Source organism: Dysgonomonas termitidis, from assembly GCF_042654545.1.
Taxonomy (GTDB): domain Bacteria; phylum Bacteroidota; class Bacteroidia; order Bacteroidales; family Dysgonomonadaceae; genus Dysgonomonas; species Dysgonomonas termitidis.
This window is the reverse complement of sequence record NZ_JBHSGN010000008.1, coordinates 20,241-39,230: the sequence shown is the minus strand read 5'-3', so window position 1 is coordinate 39,230 and position 18,990 is coordinate 20,241. Positions and strand designations below refer to the sequence as shown.

General features: G+C 46.6%; 21 protein-coding genes. 11 read left to right on the top strand and 10 right to left on the bottom strand.

Translation table 11 applies throughout. From position 1 onward, the window contains the following. The 3 genes from ACFO6W_RS01420 to tnpA (ACFO6W_RS01410) form a co-directional block, all read right to left on the bottom strand. Positions 1-799 (bottom strand): IS66 family transposase (locus tag ACFO6W_RS01420; RefSeq protein ID WP_379993517.1); only part of this gene is annotated, 799 nt, incomplete at its 3' end. Between the two features lie 19 nt (positions 800-818). Beyond that, complete coding sequence (tnpB, locus tag ACFO6W_RS01415) at positions 819-1,226, bottom strand: IS66 family insertion sequence element accessory protein TnpB (RefSeq protein WP_379993516.1); 408 nt, start codon at positions 1,224-1,226, stop codon at positions 819-821. Further along, on the bottom strand, positions 1,214-1,621 hold the full coding sequence (gene tnpA / locus ACFO6W_RS01410; protein WP_379993515.1) for an IS66 family insertion sequence element accessory protein TnpA: 408 nt from the start codon (positions 1,619-1,621) through the stop codon (positions 1,214-1,216). Before tnpA (ACFO6W_RS01410) ends, tnpB (ACFO6W_RS01415) begins: the two co-directional genes overlap by 13 nt. Positions 1,622-1,774: 153 nt before the next feature. Between tnpA (ACFO6W_RS01410) and tnpA (ACFO6W_RS01405) the strand changes: the two genes are divergently transcribed. Beyond that, the gene (tnpA, locus tag ACFO6W_RS01405) at positions 1,775-2,218 is read left to right on the top strand and encodes an IS66 family insertion sequence element accessory protein TnpA (protein WP_379993514.1); all 444 of its coding nucleotides are present in this window, start codon (positions 1,775-1,777) and stop codon (positions 2,216-2,218) included. Positions 2,219-2,266: 48 nt separating this feature from the next. Here the strand turns inward: tnpA (ACFO6W_RS01405) and ACFO6W_RS01400 are convergent, their stop codons facing one another. The 6 genes from ACFO6W_RS01400 to ACFO6W_RS01370 form a co-directional block, all read right to left on the bottom strand. Beyond that, the gene (locus tag ACFO6W_RS01400) at positions 2,267-2,527 is read right to left on the bottom strand and encodes a hypothetical protein (protein WP_379993513.1); all 261 of its coding nucleotides are present in this window, start codon (positions 2,525-2,527) and stop codon (positions 2,267-2,269) included. Between the two features lie 71 nt (positions 2,528-2,598). Continuing rightward, positions 2,599-2,928, bottom strand: coding sequence for an IS66 family insertion sequence element accessory protein TnpB (gene tnpB / locus ACFO6W_RS01395; RefSeq protein ID WP_379993521.1), 330 nt, complete (start codon positions 2,926-2,928; stop codon positions 2,599-2,601). A gap of 39 nt (positions 2,929-2,967) precedes the next feature. Next, a complete protein-coding gene (locus ACFO6W_RS01390; RefSeq protein WP_379993512.1) occupies positions 2,968-3,354 on the bottom strand; it encodes a hypothetical protein in 387 nt (128 codons plus the stop codon). Positions 3,355-3,426: 72 nt separating this feature from the next. Next, positions 3,427-4,044, bottom strand: a complete 618-nt coding sequence (locus ACFO6W_RS01385) for an IS66 family transposase (protein WP_379993520.1) — start codon at positions 4,042-4,044, stop codon at positions 3,427-3,429. Further along, complete coding sequence (locus ACFO6W_RS01380; protein WP_465251899.1) at positions 4,044-4,322, bottom strand: transposase domain-containing protein; 279 nt, start codon at positions 4,320-4,322, stop codon at positions 4,044-4,046. Before ACFO6W_RS01380 ends, ACFO6W_RS01385 begins: the two co-directional genes overlap by 1 nt. Positions 4,323-4,522: 200 nt before the next feature. Further along, positions 4,523-4,912: a hypothetical protein gene (locus ACFO6W_RS01370; RefSeq protein ID WP_379993511.1), complete on the bottom strand. Its 390-nt coding sequence runs from the start codon at positions 4,910-4,912 to the stop codon at positions 4,523-4,525. A gap of 292 nt (positions 4,913-5,204) precedes the next feature. Between ACFO6W_RS01370 and ACFO6W_RS01365 the strand changes: the two genes are divergently transcribed. The 5 genes from ACFO6W_RS01365 (at position 5,205) to ACFO6W_RS01345 (ending at position 13,042) form a co-directional block, all read left to right on the top strand. After that, a complete protein-coding gene (locus ACFO6W_RS01365; RefSeq protein ID WP_379993510.1) occupies positions 5,205-10,628 on the top strand; it encodes a hypothetical protein in 5,424 nt (1,807 codons plus the stop codon). Between the two features lie 43 nt (positions 10,629-10,671). After that, positions 10,672-10,986, top strand: coding sequence for a ubiquitination-like system serine protease family protein (locus ACFO6W_RS01360; RefSeq protein ID WP_379993509.1), 315 nt, complete (start codon positions 10,672-10,674; stop codon positions 10,984-10,986). 14 nt (positions 10,987-11,000) lie between these two features. After that, entirely contained in the window at positions 11,001-11,291 is a 291-nt protein-coding gene (locus ACFO6W_RS01355; protein ID WP_379993508.1) for a hypothetical protein, read from the top strand. A 65-nt stretch (positions 11,292-11,356) separates the two neighbouring features. Continuing rightward, positions 11,357-11,671: an RNA-binding protein gene (locus ACFO6W_RS01350; protein ID WP_379993507.1), complete on the top strand. Its 315-nt coding sequence runs from the start codon at positions 11,357-11,359 to the stop codon at positions 11,669-11,671. Positions 11,672-12,262: 591 nt separating this feature from the next. Beyond that, a complete protein-coding gene (locus ACFO6W_RS01345; protein ID WP_379993506.1) occupies positions 12,263-13,042 on the top strand; it encodes a copper resistance protein NlpE N-terminal domain-containing protein in 780 nt (259 codons plus the stop codon). Between the two features lie 40 nt (positions 13,043-13,082). Here the strand turns inward: ACFO6W_RS01345 and ACFO6W_RS01340 are convergent, their stop codons facing one another. Continuing rightward, positions 13,083-13,226 carry a hypothetical protein gene (locus tag ACFO6W_RS01340; RefSeq protein ID WP_379993505.1) on the bottom strand — a complete coding sequence of 48 codons (144 nt, stop codon included), beginning with the start codon at positions 13,224-13,226 and terminating at the stop codon, positions 13,083-13,085. A gap of 119 nt (positions 13,227-13,345) precedes the next feature. Here ACFO6W_RS01340 and ACFO6W_RS01335 point away from each other — a divergent pair, with 119 nt between their 5' ends. The 5 genes from ACFO6W_RS01335 to ACFO6W_RS01315 are packed head-to-tail and all read left to right on the top strand — an operon-like array spanning position 13,346 to position 18,988. Further along, complete coding sequence (locus ACFO6W_RS01335) at positions 13,346-14,038, top strand: hypothetical protein (protein ID WP_379993504.1); 693 nt, start codon at positions 13,346-13,348, stop codon at positions 14,036-14,038. Beyond that, positions 14,031-14,975: a hypothetical protein gene (locus ACFO6W_RS01330; RefSeq protein ID WP_379993503.1), complete on the top strand. Its 945-nt coding sequence runs from the start codon at positions 14,031-14,033 to the stop codon at positions 14,973-14,975. Before ACFO6W_RS01335 ends, ACFO6W_RS01330 begins: the two co-directional genes overlap by 8 nt. Continuing rightward, positions 14,959-15,846, top strand: coding sequence for a hypothetical protein (locus ACFO6W_RS01325; protein WP_379993502.1), 888 nt, complete (start codon positions 14,959-14,961; stop codon positions 15,844-15,846). Before ACFO6W_RS01330 ends, ACFO6W_RS01325 begins: the two co-directional genes overlap by 17 nt. Further along, complete coding sequence (locus ACFO6W_RS01320; RefSeq protein WP_379993501.1) at positions 15,843-16,406, top strand: hypothetical protein; 564 nt, start codon at positions 15,843-15,845, stop codon at positions 16,404-16,406. Before ACFO6W_RS01325 ends, ACFO6W_RS01320 begins: the two co-directional genes overlap by 4 nt. Next, positions 16,403-18,988 (top strand): hypothetical protein, encoded by a 2,586-nt coding sequence (locus ACFO6W_RS01315; RefSeq protein WP_379993500.1) that lies wholly within the window; start codon positions 16,403-16,405, stop codon positions 18,986-18,988. The genes ACFO6W_RS01320 and ACFO6W_RS01315 overlap by 4 nt, the downstream gene beginning before the upstream one ends. The last annotated feature ends 2 nt before the right edge of the window (positions 18,989-18,990 follow it).

Below are 18,990 nucleotides of genomic sequence, written 5' to 3'. Positions count from 1 at the left end.
TTCCCCGAACTATTACGTCTGATGAGAGTATTTTCTTTTTGATCTCCAGATAGAGCGGCCTGAGCAGTTCGCAGACCGGCTTAAACCAGCCGTCGAGCGTATTCTTCGATAGTTTTACTCCTAAGTGCTCAAGTTGCCTGACCTGACGGTAGAAGGGAACATGGTATTCATATTTCTGGAGGAGTACCTCCGCCAGCATGGAGGCTCCGGGCATCCCTTTGTATATGGGCATTAACGGTAGAGGAGCGGTCACAACCGTTTTTTCTCCCCTTTCCTCCGCATCCCTGCTGTCCTTGAGCGCGTAAGTGGGCCGTACGGTATCCTTCACATAAAGGTATCCCGGCTTCATTTCCAACGTCCGCGTATGTTCTTCCCCTATCTTGACGTAGTCGTCCAGGTCGATGCCTTCCGGATTGATGATTACGGTGACTACCGGAAGGTCATCCATAACGATCCGGTTCCTGCGTGTTGTTACGGCGGCTTGGGGTCTTGGAACCAGTATCTGCTCTTCCGCTTTTTTACGGGCTTCCTCGATTTCCGCTTCGATCTGCATCAAGCCTCCGTCTTCAAAAGGGAGCATGGGATCACCGTTTATGGGCTTACACTTCTCACTCATCTTGCCGAAGACCTTTTTCTTAAGCCACGCCAATGAAGCGTTTAGTTCGGATATCGTATTTCTGAGTTCCTCGATAGTTTGTGACTGCTGGCGGATAATTTCCATCAGCCCGGCAAGCTGTTCATCGGCGGTTAATATGGGTGGCCGTGCTGCATTATCCGGTGTCATTCCTACCTTTTTCATGTTTGAAAGATAATAAAAATCAGTAGGATATGCAAGGGCTCGGTGACTTATTTTCAGTTGTTTGCCAATGTTTTTTAAGGTCGGTGAGCCGCCTCTGCCTACCTTGACGCGGGTCCTCGTTGATGCCCTGTACCATGACTACCAAATCATTCCATGTCATGGGATAAGACTTGGTTTCCGGGTTGTATGCAGGCAATTTGAAGGTACCTTCTTCGAGCAACTTCTCGTACAGGACGAGACCGCCGCATTCGGCATGGAGTAATTTTATCTTTGTTTTGCGTTTGTTGCAGAAGATGTATACATCCCCGTTCCTTACGTCACCGCCCATCTTTTCCCGGATAAGGCCGCTCAGGCTGAACATACCTTTGCGCATGTCGGTACTGCCCGGGCACAGGAAGTAGCGCATCGAATCGTTCAGGCAGAACATGAGCCGCAAAGTTTGGTGATCAGGCTCAAGGCAGCTTTGCATCCGTTTGGCCCTTTGAACTTCATCTTTATTCCGTTGGGAAGTTCCAGCGATATCTCCGAGTCATCGCTTCCTTTGGTACATTGCTTCTCCGGTTTGCCGGGAAGTGGAGCCGGCCCGGGATGGATCGGGGATAAGATACCGTTATCAATGGATATCGGAGCAAAACCGGCCATGCCGCGGCAGCCCGGCGTTGCCTCGAGTTCTTCATCTGTTATCCGGAAACGGAGCCTCCAGTCGTAGAACTGTGAACGGTTATAACCCTCGTTCCGGCAAAAATCCGTTACTGTTAAGCTACTTTGCCGCTGCCGTAGTAAAATAACGGCGAATTCTTCCCTTGTCATGTATTTTGCCATAACTTCTTTTTGACGCAAAAATACTGCCAAACAAATTGTCATACAATATGTATATGAGCGGTCGCTTACTTTGTATGTAACATCGTAAGTATTCGGTGAACCCTGTCAAGTAGCGTAATAAAAGGTTTCTACCTTTGCAAAAAAAAGAGTTATATGCAAAGTAAGAAATGGACGCTGTCGCAGTTTGAAACGATTTATGCGCGTTATCAGGAAAGCGGCTTAACGCCGAAAGCCTTTTGTTCGAATGAAGGGATACTGACGGACCGGTTCTACGAATGGCGGAAGAAGCTGTTAACAAAAAACGGTGATTTTATCCCGGTCAGGATAAATGACAGGGGACAATTACGGTTACCCGGACGTGATAATCCCCCGCACTGCTCCTGCGATCCGGTACCCAACCAGAGTACTTGCGAGATAGCCTATCCCAATGGGGTCACCGTCCGGCTTAACGGGCCTGTTTCCCCGGAAATGCTGCGCACGCTTATCCTGTTAAACCGTAAGCGACCGCTCAACCACGTTAGTTTAGTGAGCAATATAGCAAAGCATCAATCCGGTATATACCGTAGGGTTCTCTCCCATTGGTTTATACCGGAATAAGTCCATGTGATACATATTTTGCTCTGAATATGGGATCATGATACGATGTTACATACAAAGATGAATATTTTTGACACATTTGACAGGGTTCACCGAATACTTACGTTTGGATATGCCTCTTATTTTATTTGCTGATTTAGTGAGGGATTCGTCTTTCTGAAGTAAGGCTTCCTGTAAGGAAGCGATGGTTCCTTCTATGGATTTGATCGTCGCAGACAGCGTTTCTATCTGGGTTAATAACTGCTTGTTGAATACATTGGCTGCTTCCAATTGTGCCGTCAATATAGCTTCCATCCTGTTTCTTACCATGCCTTAAAGGTACGAAAAAATATGGATATAAGCAAGCCTTAATTCGTTTTATTTAATTGATTATTAAATAGTTAAACGGATAAAAAGCGTGTCCTGTAGCGTTTGCGGAAGCGAACGCTATCTAGGGAGACCCCCGACATGATGAAGCTGAAAGTTTCCCAGGAAAGCTCATAATAGCCTGTAGCCGGATCAATTTTAGGTAGTTCAAAACTGCCCCGTTCAAGGCGCTTGTGGTACAACAGGAAACCGTCGGTATCCCATTTTAATATCTTTACGTTTTGCCGGTTCTGACCAAAGAATATATAGGTATCACCGTTCATTGGTGAGAGCGGGGATTCGGCCTTGATCAGATTGAACAATGCATCAATCCCTTTATTCATACGCACAGGGTGTTGGCACATAAAGTACCTTACATTATCGTTAAGGCCAAACATAGCGTGCTACTTTTCAGGGTGATACAATGAAAGTAATGAGATCAGGCTTTCCGCTGTACATTCCTGCAAAGTCAGATTGACATTATTTGGAAAGGTTATGCTGACACCTATGAGTACACGGTCTGTCATAACAGGATGACTTTGTGGCCTGAACTGGATAAAAGTTTGTTGATCATCATTGGTGATATCCTCGCCTCTCGCCGCCGCCTGAAGCTGCCTCATAAAGATTCCACGACGTTGAGCCCAATCTAAGATTTTTACATATTTAATGTTATTATCCCGGCAATAAGATTTGAATGATAAATACGAATCTTTCTTCAAACATTCTTTATAACCTTCTATAGCTCGCATCTGTAATGATGATTTACTCCTTTCTGAGGAATTCGTTTCCATGATCTTTTATTTGCAAATGTACAGGGCTACGGCATGCGCGTCAAGACGTCTTCGCGGAGACACTTACCGATGTTACATACAAAGATGAATATTTTTGACACATTTGACAGGGTTCACCGAATACTTACGGTCTCCCAGTTCGTAATGGAAGAAGTGCATCCTGTCCAGCACACTGCGGGCTACCCACAGGTATTCCTTTTCCGCCTTATGCTTGTCCTTACTGATGACCGGCAGGACGGTCTCGTCCGCCTGTATGTACCCCGACGAGAGGACAATTTCCCGCACCCTGCCGTACAACGGGCGCAGGGCTTCCCCCAGCCGGCTGAAGCATCCGTTGACCGTGCTTTCGCTCAGGATAACACCCAGGTCTTTCAACTGGCGCAACTGCCGGTGGAACGGTATATGGTAGGTATATTTTTGGATCAGGAGCTCGGCTGCCAGTGTGGAGCCGAACATGCATTTGTAGAGCGGTAAAAGCGGCAACGGAGCTATAACCACTGTTTTCTCACCTTCCCGCGGCAGTTCCAGCTTGTCTTTAAGCGCATACCTGGGACGTATGCGGTCCTTGACATAAAGCTTGCCCGGCTCGAACTCCAGTGTCTTTGTGTGTTCCTCGCCTATGCGCACATACCGGTTCCTGTCCAGGTTTTCCGGCTCGATGATAACTTCCACCACAGGAAGGCCTTCCATCACATCTGTTCGAGGTTTAACGGCTTTTTCTTTGTGGGCAGTGCGGATATTTCAGCGATTTCAGCTGCCGCGGATTCACTTGCCTGTGCCTGCAGCGGCAATTTGAGGTTGAAGCCCTCGAAGTCCAGGCCAAGCTGGTTGGGATCCAGGCGGGACAGCTTCTCTGACTTGCGCCCGAACATCTGACGCATAAACCAGGCCAGGTTGGTATTCAGACGGGCGATCGCTGCGCGCAGGCGCTTCATGTACAAAACCAGACCACCATCCTCGGCATGCAATAATTTAATGATCCGTCTATCCCTGTTGATGAACAGGTTATGTGGTGTACAACATAAAAGATATAAATATCACCGTTCATTGGGCAAAGCGGGGATTCGGACTTGATCAGATTGAACAATGCGTCAATCCCTTTATTCATACGCACAGGGTGCTGGCACATAAAATACCTTACATTATCGTTAAGGCCAAACATAGAATGCTACTTTTCAGGATGATACAATGACAATAACGAAATCAGACTTTCCGACGTACATTCCTGCAAGGTCAGACTGATATTGTTGGGAAAGGTAATGCTGACTCCTTTGAGAGCACTGTTCGCCATAACCGGGTGGCTTTGTGGCCTGAACTGGATAAAGGTTGGCTGACAATTGCCGTTGGCTAGATCTTCACCTCTGGCCTCATCTTGAAGCTGTCTCATATAAATTCCGTGGCGTTGCATCCAGTCTAAGATTTTTTTATAGTTAATGCTATTATCCCGGCAATAGGTTTTGAATGATAAATACGGATCGGTCTTTAAGCATTCTTTATAATCTTTGACAGCTTTCATGTATACTGTTGACAGAGATCTTTCTGAGGAATTATTTTCCATACTTTTTTGTTTGCGAAAGTACAGTGTTACGGTAAGTGCATCAAGGCGTCATCCCGGAGACGCTTACCAGCAGTCCAATAAAAATCCGGTACAAACCAGAGTGATAGAACCCTACGGTATATATCGGATTGATACTTTTAAATTTGAGTATTACACGAACGTAGTTGAGCGGTCGCTTACAATGGTCTAACCGCTTACTATTTATTTTAAGACCAAAATCTTTCCGATAAGATCACCCGTTAAACGTCTTGTCCTTTCCTTCCCTATTCTTTACCGTATAAAACGGTAAAAAATGGCCAGACAACTTATAGCCCGCGGGCAGGTAAATATACAAACCCTGAATGACGCCTACACGATCAACCAGTCGGTAAGCAGTTATGTGTTTGCAGCGGCAAGCAATGGTACGGTACTGAATGCTGTAACCATCGTATCGGCAATAAAAGTAATGAAGGGGGATACGGACTTCACAGCATTTACTATCGGCTCTATAAGCAAGCCGGCGGGATTCTCTGCGGTTACCATAAACAATACGGACAAGACCATCACCTATACGGTTGCGGCCAATACGGCCAACCTTCCCGATAACGGTATCGTTACTATTCCCCTTACCATAGCCGGCATTACTTACAGCCTTTCATTTGCCTGGTCGAAAGCCAAAGCGGGAGCTGCAGGCAAGGACGGTACGGACGCCAACCTGCTGGACTGGGTAGCTGACTGGAATACGAACAAGACCGTTATCGGGGCGAACTCCGTTATTACCCCCAAGATATTCGCCGGGGTAAAAAATGCTAACGGGACATTAACAGGCCTGGCCCTTGGCCGCTTTGCCCTATCGACACTAAACGCATCCGGGCAGGTAGCAACGGAAACGATAGACGGCCTTCATGGATTCAGGGACGGAAAGAAAACATTTTCCATCGATACGACCGGTACAGTCCTTTTAGGCAATGGAAACCAATCAGTCAAATATAATTCCGCGACCGGAAAGATCGAATTCGGTTCCGATGTCAGCCTGAACTGGATTGGAGCCACCTACATAGATAAGGACGGCGTTTTTACAGGAACACTGTCTGCCAATACAGTAAATGCCGTAAAGATCAATGCGACCCAGATAACAGCCGGAACAATCGATGTTGCCCGGTTAAACGTGGATGCCCTGAAAGTCTCCCTTATCACAGCTGCGAATATAGACGCCCTGACACTCAATGTAACCAAAGGCAAGATCGGTGGCTGGAGCATCGATACGGATTCTATATTCAGGGGAACAAAAAACAATACCTCCGGGGCATATACCGGGGCTTCGGGCGCAGTCACCATAGGCTCTAATGGGATTAGAGGTTTTAAGTGGAGGCTGGAATCTACCGGGGCAGGCGCTATAGCCGGGGGAAATATTACCTGGGACGCTTCAGGCAATGTAATATTCGGGTCATCCGTTTCCCTAAGCTGGACCAATGCAGCCGACAGTGCACTGGCTTCGGCTAAAAGCTATGCCGATACAAAGAAAACGGAAGCCATAAGCGCGGCAGCCGTGGATGCGGCCGGTAAAGTAAATGCAGTCGGCATCGGCGGACGGAACCTGATACCCCTTGCAAAAATCGGCGGAACAGCCGATACCGGAAAATTCGGGGACAATACCGGCAGGTATAAGGAAATATCATCAGCGCAATGGAGGATACAGAACTTTACCCAGCCTGAAGCGGGGTATTACTCGGTCAGTTTCTGGGCGAAGGCGGATGTGGCGGGTAAGCTGGGATTCGATATTTGCGACCAGAACAGTAAAACGGCAGACCTTACTACCGCCTGGACGCTTGTAAAATTCGAGAACCTGTATGTCACAAGTTACCTGGCGTCCCCATATTATGGATTTATCGACCTGTACAATGCATCCGGCAGTACGATAGCAACATTGTATATTTCAAACTTTAAGGTAGAATACGGGACAAAATGCACATCCTATACACCCGCGCCGGAAGATACGGACAGTATTATTAATACCGTAAAATCAGTTGCGGATAAAAACCTGGCGGCTCTTGGCGGAACATCATATCCCAGGCTGACCCAGATTTCCGCTACCGGAATATATACCGGTACTGTCAATGCCTCACAGATCACAGCCGGGACGATCGATGCAGCCCGGATCAATACGGATGCACTGAAATCCACCCTGATAACAGCGGCAAATATCGATGCCCTGACACTGAATGTTACCAAAGGCAAGATCGGCGGCTGGACAATAGGCAGCGATACGGTTACAGCGGGTAGCATCGGCAGTGTCGGCGCCGTACCCATCCAGTTGAGGAATTCGACGACTGGCAGCGGCAGTATATATAACGGCGGGATAAAGCTGTACGGTTTATCGATGCTCTGGTACCAGAACCAGAATGCGGGCCATCTTGTTTTCGGACAGGTGGCGGCAAGCGGTACCGGTATCAAAACCAGTTTCTATGGCATCCAGATGATGGCCTGGGATAATACCGAATACTTCTGCCTGTCCGCGAACACAGCCTTATCGGGTTCGAAGGAAGTCTACAACCGGATTGCAGGCTGGGCCTTCGACAACGCTAAGATATGGAAAAACAACGTATCGCTGGGCTCGGACGGTTCCATTACCAACGGCACGAAGTGGAAACTGAATAACGACGGCAGCGGGCAGGTAGCCAGCGGTAATATTTCATGGGATGCCACAGGCAACATTACATTCGGCTCCAGTGTATCACTGAACTGGACAAACGCAGCCAATACCGCCCTTGCATCGGCTAAAACTTATGCCGACACGAAAAAAACAGAAGCCATAAATACGGCGGCCACGGACGCATCCAATAAGGTAAATGCGGTACAGGTAGGGGGCCGTAACCTGCTGCTCAATTCCGGATTCCAGCTTGGCACCGCCAATTGGAGCCTGACAACAAACGTAAGCTATGACAATACGGTTAAATATAACGGCAATTTTTGCATAAAGTCTATCCAGTCCGGCCTGACGGCCGATTCATGGCGCGGGCCGTCCAGTGTCAATCAAAAGTATCCGGTTACCGAAGGGGAAAAGTATGTCGCATCGGTGTATACCATGAGTGACGATATTTCAGCCTTTGACAATTACGCAACCATGGAAGTCGACCTGGTCGATGCCGGCGGCACAAGGAAAATCCATGCAAGCGCCAGGATCGTGCCAACTAAAAATAACGACTGGCAGCGGTTCAGTATTCCTTTTGCAGTTCCGGCAGGGTATGTTTCGGTATATATCTGGGTATACGTTACACGGAACGGGCGGATGTGGATAAACTCCCCGCAACTGGAAAAAGGGAATAAATTAACGGACTGGACCCCGGCGCCGGAAGATGTTACCGCACGGATGACAAAGATCGATGCCAATGGTATCTATACAGGCACGCTGACCGCCGCGCAGGTCAATGCCGTCAGTATCGACGCTTCGAGCATCAAGGCCGGAACACTCTCCGCTGACCGGATAGCTGCCGGAAGCATCAATGCCGCCAAACTGGATGCGGCAAGCATAAAATCCTCCATTATCAATACCGACTACATCAATGGCCTTACCTGTACCTTTGTACGGGGAAAGATCGGAGGTTGGACTATCGGTGCGGATACCATTACCATAGGAAGTATCGGAACGGCAGGTGCTACACCTATACAACTAAGGTCTCTATCCACAGGCTCCGGATATGTATATTCCGGTCAGTACAAACCTTACGGACTGACAATGACATGGCATCAAAGCAGTAACGCGGGGCATTTTGTCTTCGGGCAGGTCATGTCGGCAGGCAATGCGGTCAAAACAGATTTTATCGGTATCCAGATGATGTCCTGGGATCACCTGGAATACTTCTGCCTGTCCGCGAACTATATGAAGTCCGGCGGAAAGGAAATCTATAACCGGATCGCAGGCTGGGCTTTCGATAACGATACCCTTTACAGGGGAACCAGGAACAATACCTCCGGGGCTTATACGGATGCTTCGGGAGCCATCAGCATCGGCTCGAACGGTATCCGCGGGTACAAATGGCGGCTGGAATCGAACGGCTCGGGAGCTGTCGCAGGAGGTAATATCGCCTGGGATGCCTCCGGCAACGTTACCTTCGGTTCCTCCGTATCGCTAAACTGGACGAATGCAGCCAATACCGCCCTTGCATCCGCTAAAACCTATGCCGATACCAAAAAGACGGAAGCAATATCTGCCGCTGCTACGGACGCAACAACCAAAAGTGACGCGGCCAGGGAACTGGCGCAGGCTATGGCTTTCGGCAGGATGCTATACCGCGACCCGACTTTTTACAACGGGAATAACGGTATGAATGTATATAATAATTCGAATAACGGTACGGTTACCATCACCCGGACAAGCGACACGAATGCCCCGAACGACAGCAAACAGGCGCTGGTGATAAAAAATACAGGGACATCGAGCCCCAATTGCGGTGGATTCTACTGGGGAACGGCGACTTCTTACCGCAAGGTATTCATCACCCGGATTATCGCAAAAATACCCGCAGGCAGGAATATTTCGTACCATTCGAACAGCATCGGTACAGGAGGCGTGCAAAAATGGCTGACGCCGGTAGCCGGAACCGGGGACTGGTGCGAATATATCTGCAAGGTATCCTGCGGGACGGACAGTTTTTCGGGCACACATTATTTTGCTGTCACCGGGGCTGTGGGAACCGGGGACGCCCCGGTAGAATGGCGGGTAGCCTACGCGACCGTATTCGATATTACATCCACGGAGAAATACACGACTACCATTGATGCCGGCGGGATTTACACAGGTACGGTTAAAGCGGGGCAGGTACTGGTGGATTCCGCGTTAGTAGTAGGAGGAAGTACCTATAACGGGAGTATATCCGTCAGGGACGCGTCCAATGCCGTCAAGGTCACATTGGACAGGAACGGGATCAATGCCGTCGGCGGGACGATTGCCGGATGGACCATTTCATCCAACCAGATATCGAGGAACAGCGTTATACTCGGCTCGGACGGTTCGATCACGAACGGCACAAAATGGAAGCTGATGAACGACGGCTCGGGACAGGTAGCGGATGGCAATGTCAGCTGGACAGCCGCGGGCGCCGTATCTGTTACGGGAACTATCAACGCGACGGCAGGGACTATCGGGGGATTTGTGATCAGCGGTAACAGGCTGACCAACTCGGCCGGGGATTCCTGTATTTATTTCGATAACCTGAACGGCGCGTCCTATGTCAGGATCAATGAGAGTTCGAGCTACCTGGTCAGCCTGAGGGCGGATTCAGCAAAGACAGCTATCAATATCCAGACCTATGCTTCAGGAGCCAGGGGGATTTCTATTATAGCCAATGCGGGCTCAACATATGCCATCGAGTCCTACGGGCCCCACCAGTTCGGGCAGCGCTCAGGGGAAAATTGGAATGCTCCGGGTGTGTTGTTTTCTGCTTTAGTAAAACGAACCTCTACTTTATATCAACAATGGGGTAATGGTCTAACGGTAACTTCTTTTGAAAGGACCGGGACAGGGTACTTTGTCTGTAAGCATAATCTGGGACATACTCAATATATTGTAGTGACTTCACCATATTGGGACCATAGTTCTAATGGCCACTCAAATTCATATGTTAGAGTAGAATATATTAATGCGTATGATTTTGTGTTAAGAGTCGTAAATGCAGATAATGGAAGTCAGGTGGATACAAATTTCACATTCGCTGTTATCGGAAGAAACAAATGGTAAACAAAAGCACTATTCTTTATAAAAATAAGAAATACAGTAAATCATGAAATTCAGGGAAGTAAAAGAAATGGGTGAAGGCGTCTATGAGTTCTATTGCCAGGGCTGCCGGTGCCGGCATCATGTATGGACCAACAAAGACAGCCGGCCATGCTGGGATTTTAATGGGGATACGGACAGGCCGACCATCTCGCCGTCTATACTGGTGACATATCCCACACCTTCGGGAAACCGGATATGCCATTCCTTTATAAAGGACGGCAGGATACAATACCTGGCCGACTGTTCGCATGAACTGCGGGAACAGACCTTGGAGTTAATCGAAATAAACTCAGCAACCGATGAATCATTAACCATTTAATAAAATACACCAAGATGAATATTACAAGCACAACTGTCATCAGGCACGGAGAGTATCATACAGGCAATGCCGGATACCGCATAGAATATGTTGTACTGGATTCGAAGCTGACCCGTATCCAAGCGAATGTGTATGAACCCATGGACGGTGAAGAAAAATACCTCGGCGTTATTTCCTTTGAGAACGGCGCGGTAAGCTGTTCCCTGCCTGTTCCGGAGAACTGTTCCCTTAAGGATTATTTCGGGGATTTCGAAATAATAATGAATAAAATCGAGGCCGAATCCGAAGGCCGGCCCGGTAAATAATACCGGTTCCGTAAACCTCTTATATCCCGGTATCCTATTCTTAGGAAATATTAAACAGATAAAAAATGGAATTAACGATTAAGGACCGGCTGTATATTCCGGCTATTTTACCGAAAGAAGGAAACTTTTCCCAGTTTAATATCAAGAAGGATATCCTGCGTAAAATTGAGATCTCCGACAAGGAAAGGCATGACACAGGCCTTACCGAGAATAAGGAAACCAAACGTATCGAGTGGAATGTAGAAAAGGACATTCCTTTAAACGTTGAATTCAGCGTGCAGGAACTCGAATATCTGAAACAGGCCTGCGAGCGTATTTCAGATGAGCAGCTCCCGGACGATATGTGGACCGTTGTAGAACGGATATATAATGGAGAGTAATACGTTATGTAAAGCCTTTTTATATACGGCACAAAATAATAAGATAAGTGTTATATGTCCCGTCGTAGTTAAATTGTTATATTACCAAGTGACCGGAAGAATACACAAAACCGGATTGTCCGTATAGACCGGGACAATCCGGTTTTATTTTTATCCGTCACATTTTTTTACATAAAACATTGTGTTTTATTGATTTTTAGTAATTTTGGCATATGGCCGGAACGGCAGCGTGATTTTTTATTCTGATATGCTGGTTGCCATTTTCCGTGATATTACCGGAAATCCGGTGCCGGGTAAAAGTTACAGGTGGCCTGTATGGCGTGACAACATGAAAATATACCAGGCATATTAATCGAAATAGTCAGGCATTACACAATAGTATGTATTTGGAAAACGGAGTTCCGGAACAATGCGTTTTCTGCCGAATATATTTACAAAACTATTTTTTATGATTATTAAATCTCTGAAAACAACCAGATAACCTGTCGCTTACAATAGGTAATGATAAGGACGAAGCGTTAAAAAACATCCGTAAATCCCGGATACAGTCCTTGCCTTCGAATTGATATAATTATTGTAAATTTAAATTTTATGAAAAAGATTTTATTAGTCATGGGGATTTTTTCCCTGATGACCGGGTTGAATGCCTGTAAAGGCAAACAGGAAAAACAGGATGCCGCCGGCGCTGTCGACGCGGCTCATAATTCAAGGAACAGCCTGAACTGGGACGGCGTTTACACGGGCATTACCCCATGCGCCGATTGTCCGGGCATCCGGACAAAGATCGTTTTGAACGGCGATAATACCTATACTGTCAGCAGGGAGTATATGGACAGTAAAGACGCCGTATATAATTATTCGGGATCGTTCGACTGGAGCGAAGACGGCGGTGCTGTCAGCCTGAAGGAGGACGAACGGTCCCCGGCTATCCGGTTTAAGGTCGGCGAAGACGCACTTATTCAGCTGGATATGGAAGGCAACGTCATTACCGGCGACCTGGCCGATAATTACATTTTGGTTAAAGCCGGCCCTGACCTACTGGAAAAACACTGGAAACTGGCAGAACTGTCCGGCAAGCCGGCCGGCTCAGGCAGCCCGAAGGAAGCGTTTATCGTCTTTAAGCAGGACGATAATCAGGTAACAGGCAATATGGGGTGCAACGATACACATGGAACTTACTGGCTGACGGCAAACAACGGGCTTTCTTTTTCACAAATGGCTTCTACCTCGAAGATGTGTCTCAATATGGACGTTGAGGAAAAATTAAAGGGTGTATTTGCAAATACGGAATCCTACACCCTCCGGGGAGACACCCTGGCATTGGAGGGGGAAACCTCCACGTTGGCCCGGTTTGTGGCGGTTACGGAATAGATAAAAAATTTTGACGGATAAGAACGGAGCAACCTGTAATTTAGTTACGGGCTGCTTCTTTTTTTTTGAAGTATTGGCGCTGGCGGCAAGAAAGCGCCAGTCCGGGAACAGGCTTCCGGGAACCGTTTGCCTTCCTGTTCATATCATCAGCCAATCCATTACAGGTATACGCAGGCCTTTTCATAAAATCCCCGACGCTTCCATAAACAGATAAAACTTTTCATCGTACTATGTTCTACTCTTTAATAGAGTGAATTGTCCCCCGCGCTCTGTGTACGGGGATATTTTTTAACACAAGCTTTTATGTCCAGACAAGATATTCATGTAGACGCTATATACGGTGAATGCAGTGTAACAGATAACTTAACCACTAAATTCATTTGTCCTTTCTTTTTCATTGACTATGTTGAAGGGGAGGACAATGACAATTACTGCTATGGGGAGATAACCGTCCCTAAAGATTATATACACGTGGCCGGCGACAATAAAAGCATCTATACCCATATTGAGTACACGCCTGTCTATAAGCAGTTACGGGTCAGATTCAAATTGGATATTCCGGATATAATACCGGAATACATTATAAACAAATCCGACAATACGGTCTGGTTTCCCGTAAAAATAGAGAAAAATGATACGGAACCTTCTCCGGTATATATTGCCGGGCTGTTGCAATTAAATGATAAGGGTCACTACAATCTCCGGTTCGCAAACGGATACCTGGCTATATACAGCGCGAATGAAACCGACTTCGAGATAAAGGCTTCCCTGAAGCAAAACGAAGTATTCCTGCTCAAGGCTTTTGCGGGGAACTTATACCAACACCCGACCACAGGCGTAGGCCTGATCGAGTTCCTGCACGGGAACTTTGAAAACTCAGGACTCGCCCAGAAGCTGCAACAGGAGTTTGAAAACGACAATATGATTATCAATAATGCGTATATGGATTCTTCCACAGGAGAATTATATATGGAAATAACGGAGAAAAATGGGTAAATATACAGTCACTACCGGCCAGAACCTGTTTGATGTGGCCCTCCATATATACGGTTCTATTGAAGGCATCATCGACCTGATGATGAATAATCCGGAACTGTCCCTTGCCGGAACATTAAAATCCGGGGATGAGCTGTTATTTTCCGATGATTATATTATCGACGCGAATGTTGTAGCTTACAATAAGATGAATAATATTATTCCGGCCAACGGGGAACGCCATGTCTATTACAAGGCAAGCGCCTATCCGCTTTTGATTGAACTATTTGTAGAATATACAGAGACAAGCGTTTCTTTTAGTATTTCCGGCAACGGGAATATGGAAATCGACTGGGGTGATAATTCCGGTATGGAAACCTATCCCCTGCAATATAAATCCCGTGACATATATCATGCTTTTGACAATACAATTCCGGATAAGCGAAAAATCCGTTTGTACGGGGATTTTTCTATTTATGAGATAAACCTGAGCGGACTGAAAACAAAACATATCTATGTATTCCGTCCGGTTTACTGCGAAAAGCTGGTCTTGAATTCACTAAACATAGACATACGGTTTATATCGTTGTTCCCTGACCTGCTGAAACTGGATTTGCAGGGTATCCGTACAGAAACCCTGATGCCGCTTATTGACTGTAAAAACCTGATGGAGATTGACCTCCATGGGGCAAAAATAAAGAAAGGAGTTGTGGATGAATACCTTATTGCCTTAGTAAAAAAGCATTATGGGCGCAGAAATTGTACAATAATCCTGACAGTTGAACCTACAGGGGAATATAAGGAACCGGAAAGGGATGAAAATTCCAATTACAGGATTACTTCAGGTATGGAAGCCGTCTGGCTCTTATGCAACGAACCGGCATGGAATGAGGCCGGATACTGGAAATTTATTATAAACGGCAATATATACACGACTGATAATGGCCAGGACAATTAAGGAAATATACAATGAATCCGTCCGGGAACGCAACAAGCGGCTGGAATTGTCGGAATTTTCCAACGACTCGAAACTTTCCGTTATGAACGGGCTTACATGGGCGTTCGCGGCGGTGATATATAGTTTCGAAGTATTGCTGGATGTCTTTGCCATCGATATTTCCAATGCGATCAACAGCCGGATAAACGGAACACCCGATTATTATGCGAACGCGTTGCTGCAATACCAGAAAGGGGATATTGTGAAGGTCAGGGAGGACGGGCTGGCATTCGGATACGAAGTAATTGACGGGACGAAACGGATCATTACCCAGGTTTCATATTCCGAGAGTACTAATAATGCGAACCTCGATAATAAACTGATACTGAAAGTAGCTACAGGGGAGAAAGGAAAGCTATCCGCCATCTCCCCGGAAGACCTGCTGATGGTCAACGCCTATATCAGCCGGATCAAGTTCGCGGGCACACGGGTAGAAGTGACCAGCCTGAAGGGGGATGTCCTTATTCCCCGCGTTACCGTTTATTATGACGGGGCCGTTCTGGAATCAGAGATATATGATTCGATCGATAAGGCATTGAATGAATATATAATGGATATTGAGTTCAACGCGGGAATCTATGTTTCGAAAGCGCTTGAAACCATTCGTAAAGTAGCCCATGTCACCGATGTACATATCGATGGCAAGGCAGTACCGGAACAGGGTATTTTTGTCGCGTGTTATGACACTGACGGCCATATCGGGCAGTCGGAGAAAATAGGCAGGGTGATATATACAAGCTCCGGATATATCAAAGAATCTACTTGTAAGGAAGAAGAAGCGAACCTGCCAAACTTCAGGCAGAGTATAAAACTGGTAATCGACAGGGGATGAGATATAAATTACCGGCAGACAGGATGGCTAACCGGCTGACGCCCCACTTCCTGGCGGGAAGGAGGTATATTTTGTTTTTGCAAAGCCTGCTTTATCCCCTGCAGGCTCTGAATGAGAGGTTTATCCTGTTTGCAAGGGAAAAGCATATCGAAGCCAGGATGACCAGCCAGACCGTCTATCTCGAATGGTACCTGAACCATAAGTTCAAAAAATACCTGGCAGATCCGGAAGACCGGATTTATATAAAAGAGAGCGGTACAGCCGGAGTCGATATATATCACGAAGGAGCCGGAGGGAAACCTTATACCCTCTGGAAAGAGGGTGAGGCCGTCAATACTCCCGATGAACGGGAAAACCCCAGGGAATTTTATTATTTATCCGAAGAAAAAGCAGTTAACAAAGTAAGCTTTACCGTATGTGTTCCCGGTATACATATAGAAGAGCGGGAGTTCGTTTATATGCTGTCCTATATCGTAAACAGGTACAAGCTTGCCGGGAAAACGTACCTGATAAAGATCGACTCGAAAGAGATTGAACCGAATACAAAAATAACAACATGAAAGAATACATCGCGGAAACAGGCGGACGGTATACCTATACGGATGACTTTTTAAACCTGCAGGAACTGACATTAAGCCTGACTTCCCTGTTTGAAGGCTGTTCCAATTTTATAATCAGCGGATGTGAAGTTTCCGGGAATGATATATCCGGGGGCTATGTGTGGCTAAATAAAAAAATCCGCCGTTTCGCAGGAGCGAAAACCGTGGGTTTTCCCTATTTCATTTATGAAGCCAACCATTATGATACGGTAACTTATGCCAACGAAGTAAATAAAAAAGGGAGGGTAAACTACCTGTGTTCGGGAGGCGCCGCGGTTCCCGGAAATACGGACGGGATGACCGGACGGGTTCCCGAATTTATTGAAATAAAGAAAGACTATGCGCCGCGGCTTACCGATAAGTTCTTCGGCCGGTATGCTGTCCTGCTGGAAACTCCTTTTTCAAAACAAACAATAAAGAAAGAGCTTTCCATCGCCGGAAAGCTCACAGGAGAAAAAGAGATAGAATCCAAATCAGCCTTGTCTGTCGCCAACGGTGATAACGGATACGCTATTAAAAGCATTGTTAAAAGTACGGGTGACGGTTCAGTAGGCGTATACCTGAATGGGTTACCGGTTAACGAGCTTATTATACATACGGACGGCTCATTCAGCTTTTATAAGCAGGACAGGCTGCTGGGACAACTGTCGGAGAACGGATTCAGTTATGTTGCCTCCTATTCGCAGATATCCAGGAGCGGATCGATATTGGTTACAGGTACGGACATCATAAATTCAGAAGACAATACCGATGACGGGACGGTAAATATAAATTATAGCGGTTATAAACAGGGAAACACGAAATACCGGAACTTTAATGTATATAACGGGAAATCGGCATCCGTACCCTTGTTTCAGGTTATAGGAAAAGACGGTTGTATTAGGGCAAACGGAATCCTGCAAATCCAAAGCAACGGGTCAGGCGTAGATATAACCAATCCCGGATACCTGAAGACAAACAGTCAACTGACTAATTCAATTAAATGGACGGATAGCGCATCTGAAATGATCGCATTTATCGGATTTTATGAAACCAATAATTTCGACCTGTCTTTACGGAATATCATCGGCAATATAAAAATACAGCCTGCCGCATATGTCGATATAACAGGGGAGTTAAGGGTAAACGGCATCAGTATAGACAGTACGTATGCGACAAAAGCCCTGCTTACCGCCGGACTGAATAAGAAGGTCGATGCAATTACCGGTAAGCAGCTTTCCACGGAAGATTTCACTACGGAATATAAAAGCAAACTCGATTCGATAAGCAAGGGAATTATCGGTGAGAACGGAAATGGCTTTATTTCGGCAAATGATATAAACGAGGCCTTAAAAAAGAACCTTACGATAGAAAAGAACCTTTCGGACCTGGCAGATAAAAACGCGGCAAGGATAAACCTGGATATATACTCGAAGGCCGAAAGCAAAACCATTTTCCTTCAGAAAGCAAATGGTTTGCTTGAACTGGTTAATCTGACGGCAGATGAAATTAATGGACTGACACCCGAACAGGCGGCAGAACTGAAGGCAAATAAACAGGCTGCTATCAGGAATAATATCGACGCGGAAAAGAAAGGCGCCGGGGATTCAAAGCTGGCAAAGTCAGCCAACCTGTCCGACCTGCCGGATAAAAGCCGGGCAAGGGCAAATATAGGCGTTTATTCGGTTGAAGAGACAGACGCAAAACTGGGAGGGTATCTTCCTGTTGCCGAAAGATATACCGGGGCTGTATTTACACCGGAACATAAAACCAAACTCGAAGCGATTAAGACCGGGATATTTGCAGGAATCGACAATGAAGGCAAGGCCATATCCCAGGCGGAAGGTTATGTCCTGACAAGCGGCGTGGTAAAGGAGCTGGGCAAGAAGGCGAACCTGCTCCTGGATGGCTATAACGATTCCCAGAAAAAAACAATTGCTACGAATATCGGAGTATATATAAAATCCGAATCGGATGCAAAATATGCATCGGTAGAGGAATTATTCCAGGATTTTATAACCTTCCTCGTCAAACAAGGTAAAAATACGATGGAAGCGCAAAAGATACTCCGGGATAAACTGGATGCACCGGGTAATTCGGATGTAAATAACAATTATCTGCGGAAAGACGGGAAACTTAGCGACCTGATGTTGACTAATGCAGATGCCAAAAAACTTGCCTGCCGGGCAATAGGCGCCGCCTATGCCGAGGAATACGAGACAAAGGTAAAAGATACCGGATGGCTGCAGATGTCCAACTCCGGCTCCGGGACAGACACCCGGCGTTTGTTTGTCAGGCAGATAGGGAATGTGGTTTGTATACAGGGAGTCATTAATACCGGGAAACGGGATGGCGGTAACTGGGGCGGCACTGTAGCCATTATTCCCAATACGGTTTCACCACCGCAGCATGGGGTACGGTTTACGGCCTGTGATTTTAATGACGACCATAAATACAACAGGGGATGCTCTTTTATACTGAATGGAAACAGCAGGAACATTTTGCTTTATGAGAGCGGATGGAACAATATCGACACAAATATTAATTTTACATATATGGTATAGCC

What these genes read in the sequence shown, in the direction of transcription:
- ACFO6W_RS01355 (WP_379993508.1), top strand. Translation starts at nt 11,001, where the DNA reads ATGAATATTACAAGCACAACTGTCATCAGGCACGGAGAGTATCATACA.
- ACFO6W_RS01385 (WP_379993520.1), bottom strand. Translation starts at nt 4,044, where the DNA reads ATGGAAGGCCTTCCTGTGGTGGAAGTTATCATCGAGCCGGAAAACCTG.
- ACFO6W_RS01345 (WP_379993506.1), top strand. Translation starts at nt 12,263, where the DNA reads ATGAAAAAGATTTTATTAGTCATGGGGATTTTTTCCCTGATGACCGGG.
- ACFO6W_RS01370 (WP_379993511.1), bottom strand. Translation starts at nt 4,912, where the DNA reads ATGGAAAATAATTCCTCAGAAAGATCTCTGTCAACAGTATACATGAAA.
- ACFO6W_RS01315 (WP_379993500.1), top strand. Translation starts at nt 16,403, where the DNA reads ATGAAAGAATACATCGCGGAAACAGGCGGACGGTATACCTATACGGAT.
- ACFO6W_RS01340 (WP_379993505.1), bottom strand. Translation starts at nt 13,226, where the DNA reads ATGAAAAGGCCTGCGTATACCTGTAATGGATTGGCTGATGATATGAAC.
- ACFO6W_RS01320 (WP_379993501.1), top strand. Translation starts at nt 15,843, where the DNA reads ATGAGATATAAATTACCGGCAGACAGGATGGCTAACCGGCTGACGCCC.
- ACFO6W_RS01360 (WP_379993509.1), top strand. Translation starts at nt 10,672, where the DNA reads ATGAAATTCAGGGAAGTAAAAGAAATGGGTGAAGGCGTCTATGAGTTC.
- tnpA (WP_379993514.1), top strand. Translation starts at nt 1,775, where the DNA reads ATGCAAAGTAAGAAATGGACGCTGTCGCAGTTTGAAACGATTTATGCG.
- ACFO6W_RS01365 (WP_379993510.1), top strand. Translation starts at nt 5,205, where the DNA reads ATGGCCAGACAACTTATAGCCCGCGGGCAGGTAAATATACAAACCCTG.
- ACFO6W_RS01330 (WP_379993503.1), top strand. Translation starts at nt 14,031, where the DNA reads ATGGGTAAATATACAGTCACTACCGGCCAGAACCTGTTTGATGTGGCC.
- tnpA (WP_379993515.1), bottom strand. Translation starts at nt 1,621, where the DNA reads ATGGCAAAATACATGACAAGGGAAGAATTCGCCGTTATTTTACTACGG.
- ACFO6W_RS01325 (WP_379993502.1), top strand. Translation starts at nt 14,959, where the DNA reads ATGGCCAGGACAATTAAGGAAATATACAATGAATCCGTCCGGGAACGC.
- ACFO6W_RS01335 (WP_379993504.1), top strand. Translation starts at nt 13,346, where the DNA reads ATGTCCAGACAAGATATTCATGTAGACGCTATATACGGTGAATGCAGT.
- ACFO6W_RS01350 (WP_379993507.1), top strand. Translation starts at nt 11,357, where the DNA reads ATGGAATTAACGATTAAGGACCGGCTGTATATTCCGGCTATTTTACCG.
- tnpB (WP_379993516.1), bottom strand. Translation starts at nt 1,226, where the DNA reads ATGTTCTGCCTGAACGATTCGATGCGCTACTTCCTGTGCCCGGGCAGT.
- ACFO6W_RS01390 (WP_379993512.1), bottom strand. Translation starts at nt 3,354, where the DNA reads ATGGAAACGAATTCCTCAGAAAGGAGTAAATCATCATTACAGATGCGA.
- ACFO6W_RS01400 (WP_379993513.1), bottom strand. Translation starts at nt 2,527, where the DNA reads ATGGTAAGAAACAGGATGGAAGCTATATTGACGGCACAATTGGAAGCA.
- tnpB (WP_379993521.1), bottom strand. Translation starts at nt 2,928, where the DNA reads ATGTGCCAACACCCTGTGCGTATGAATAAAGGGATTGATGCATTGTTC.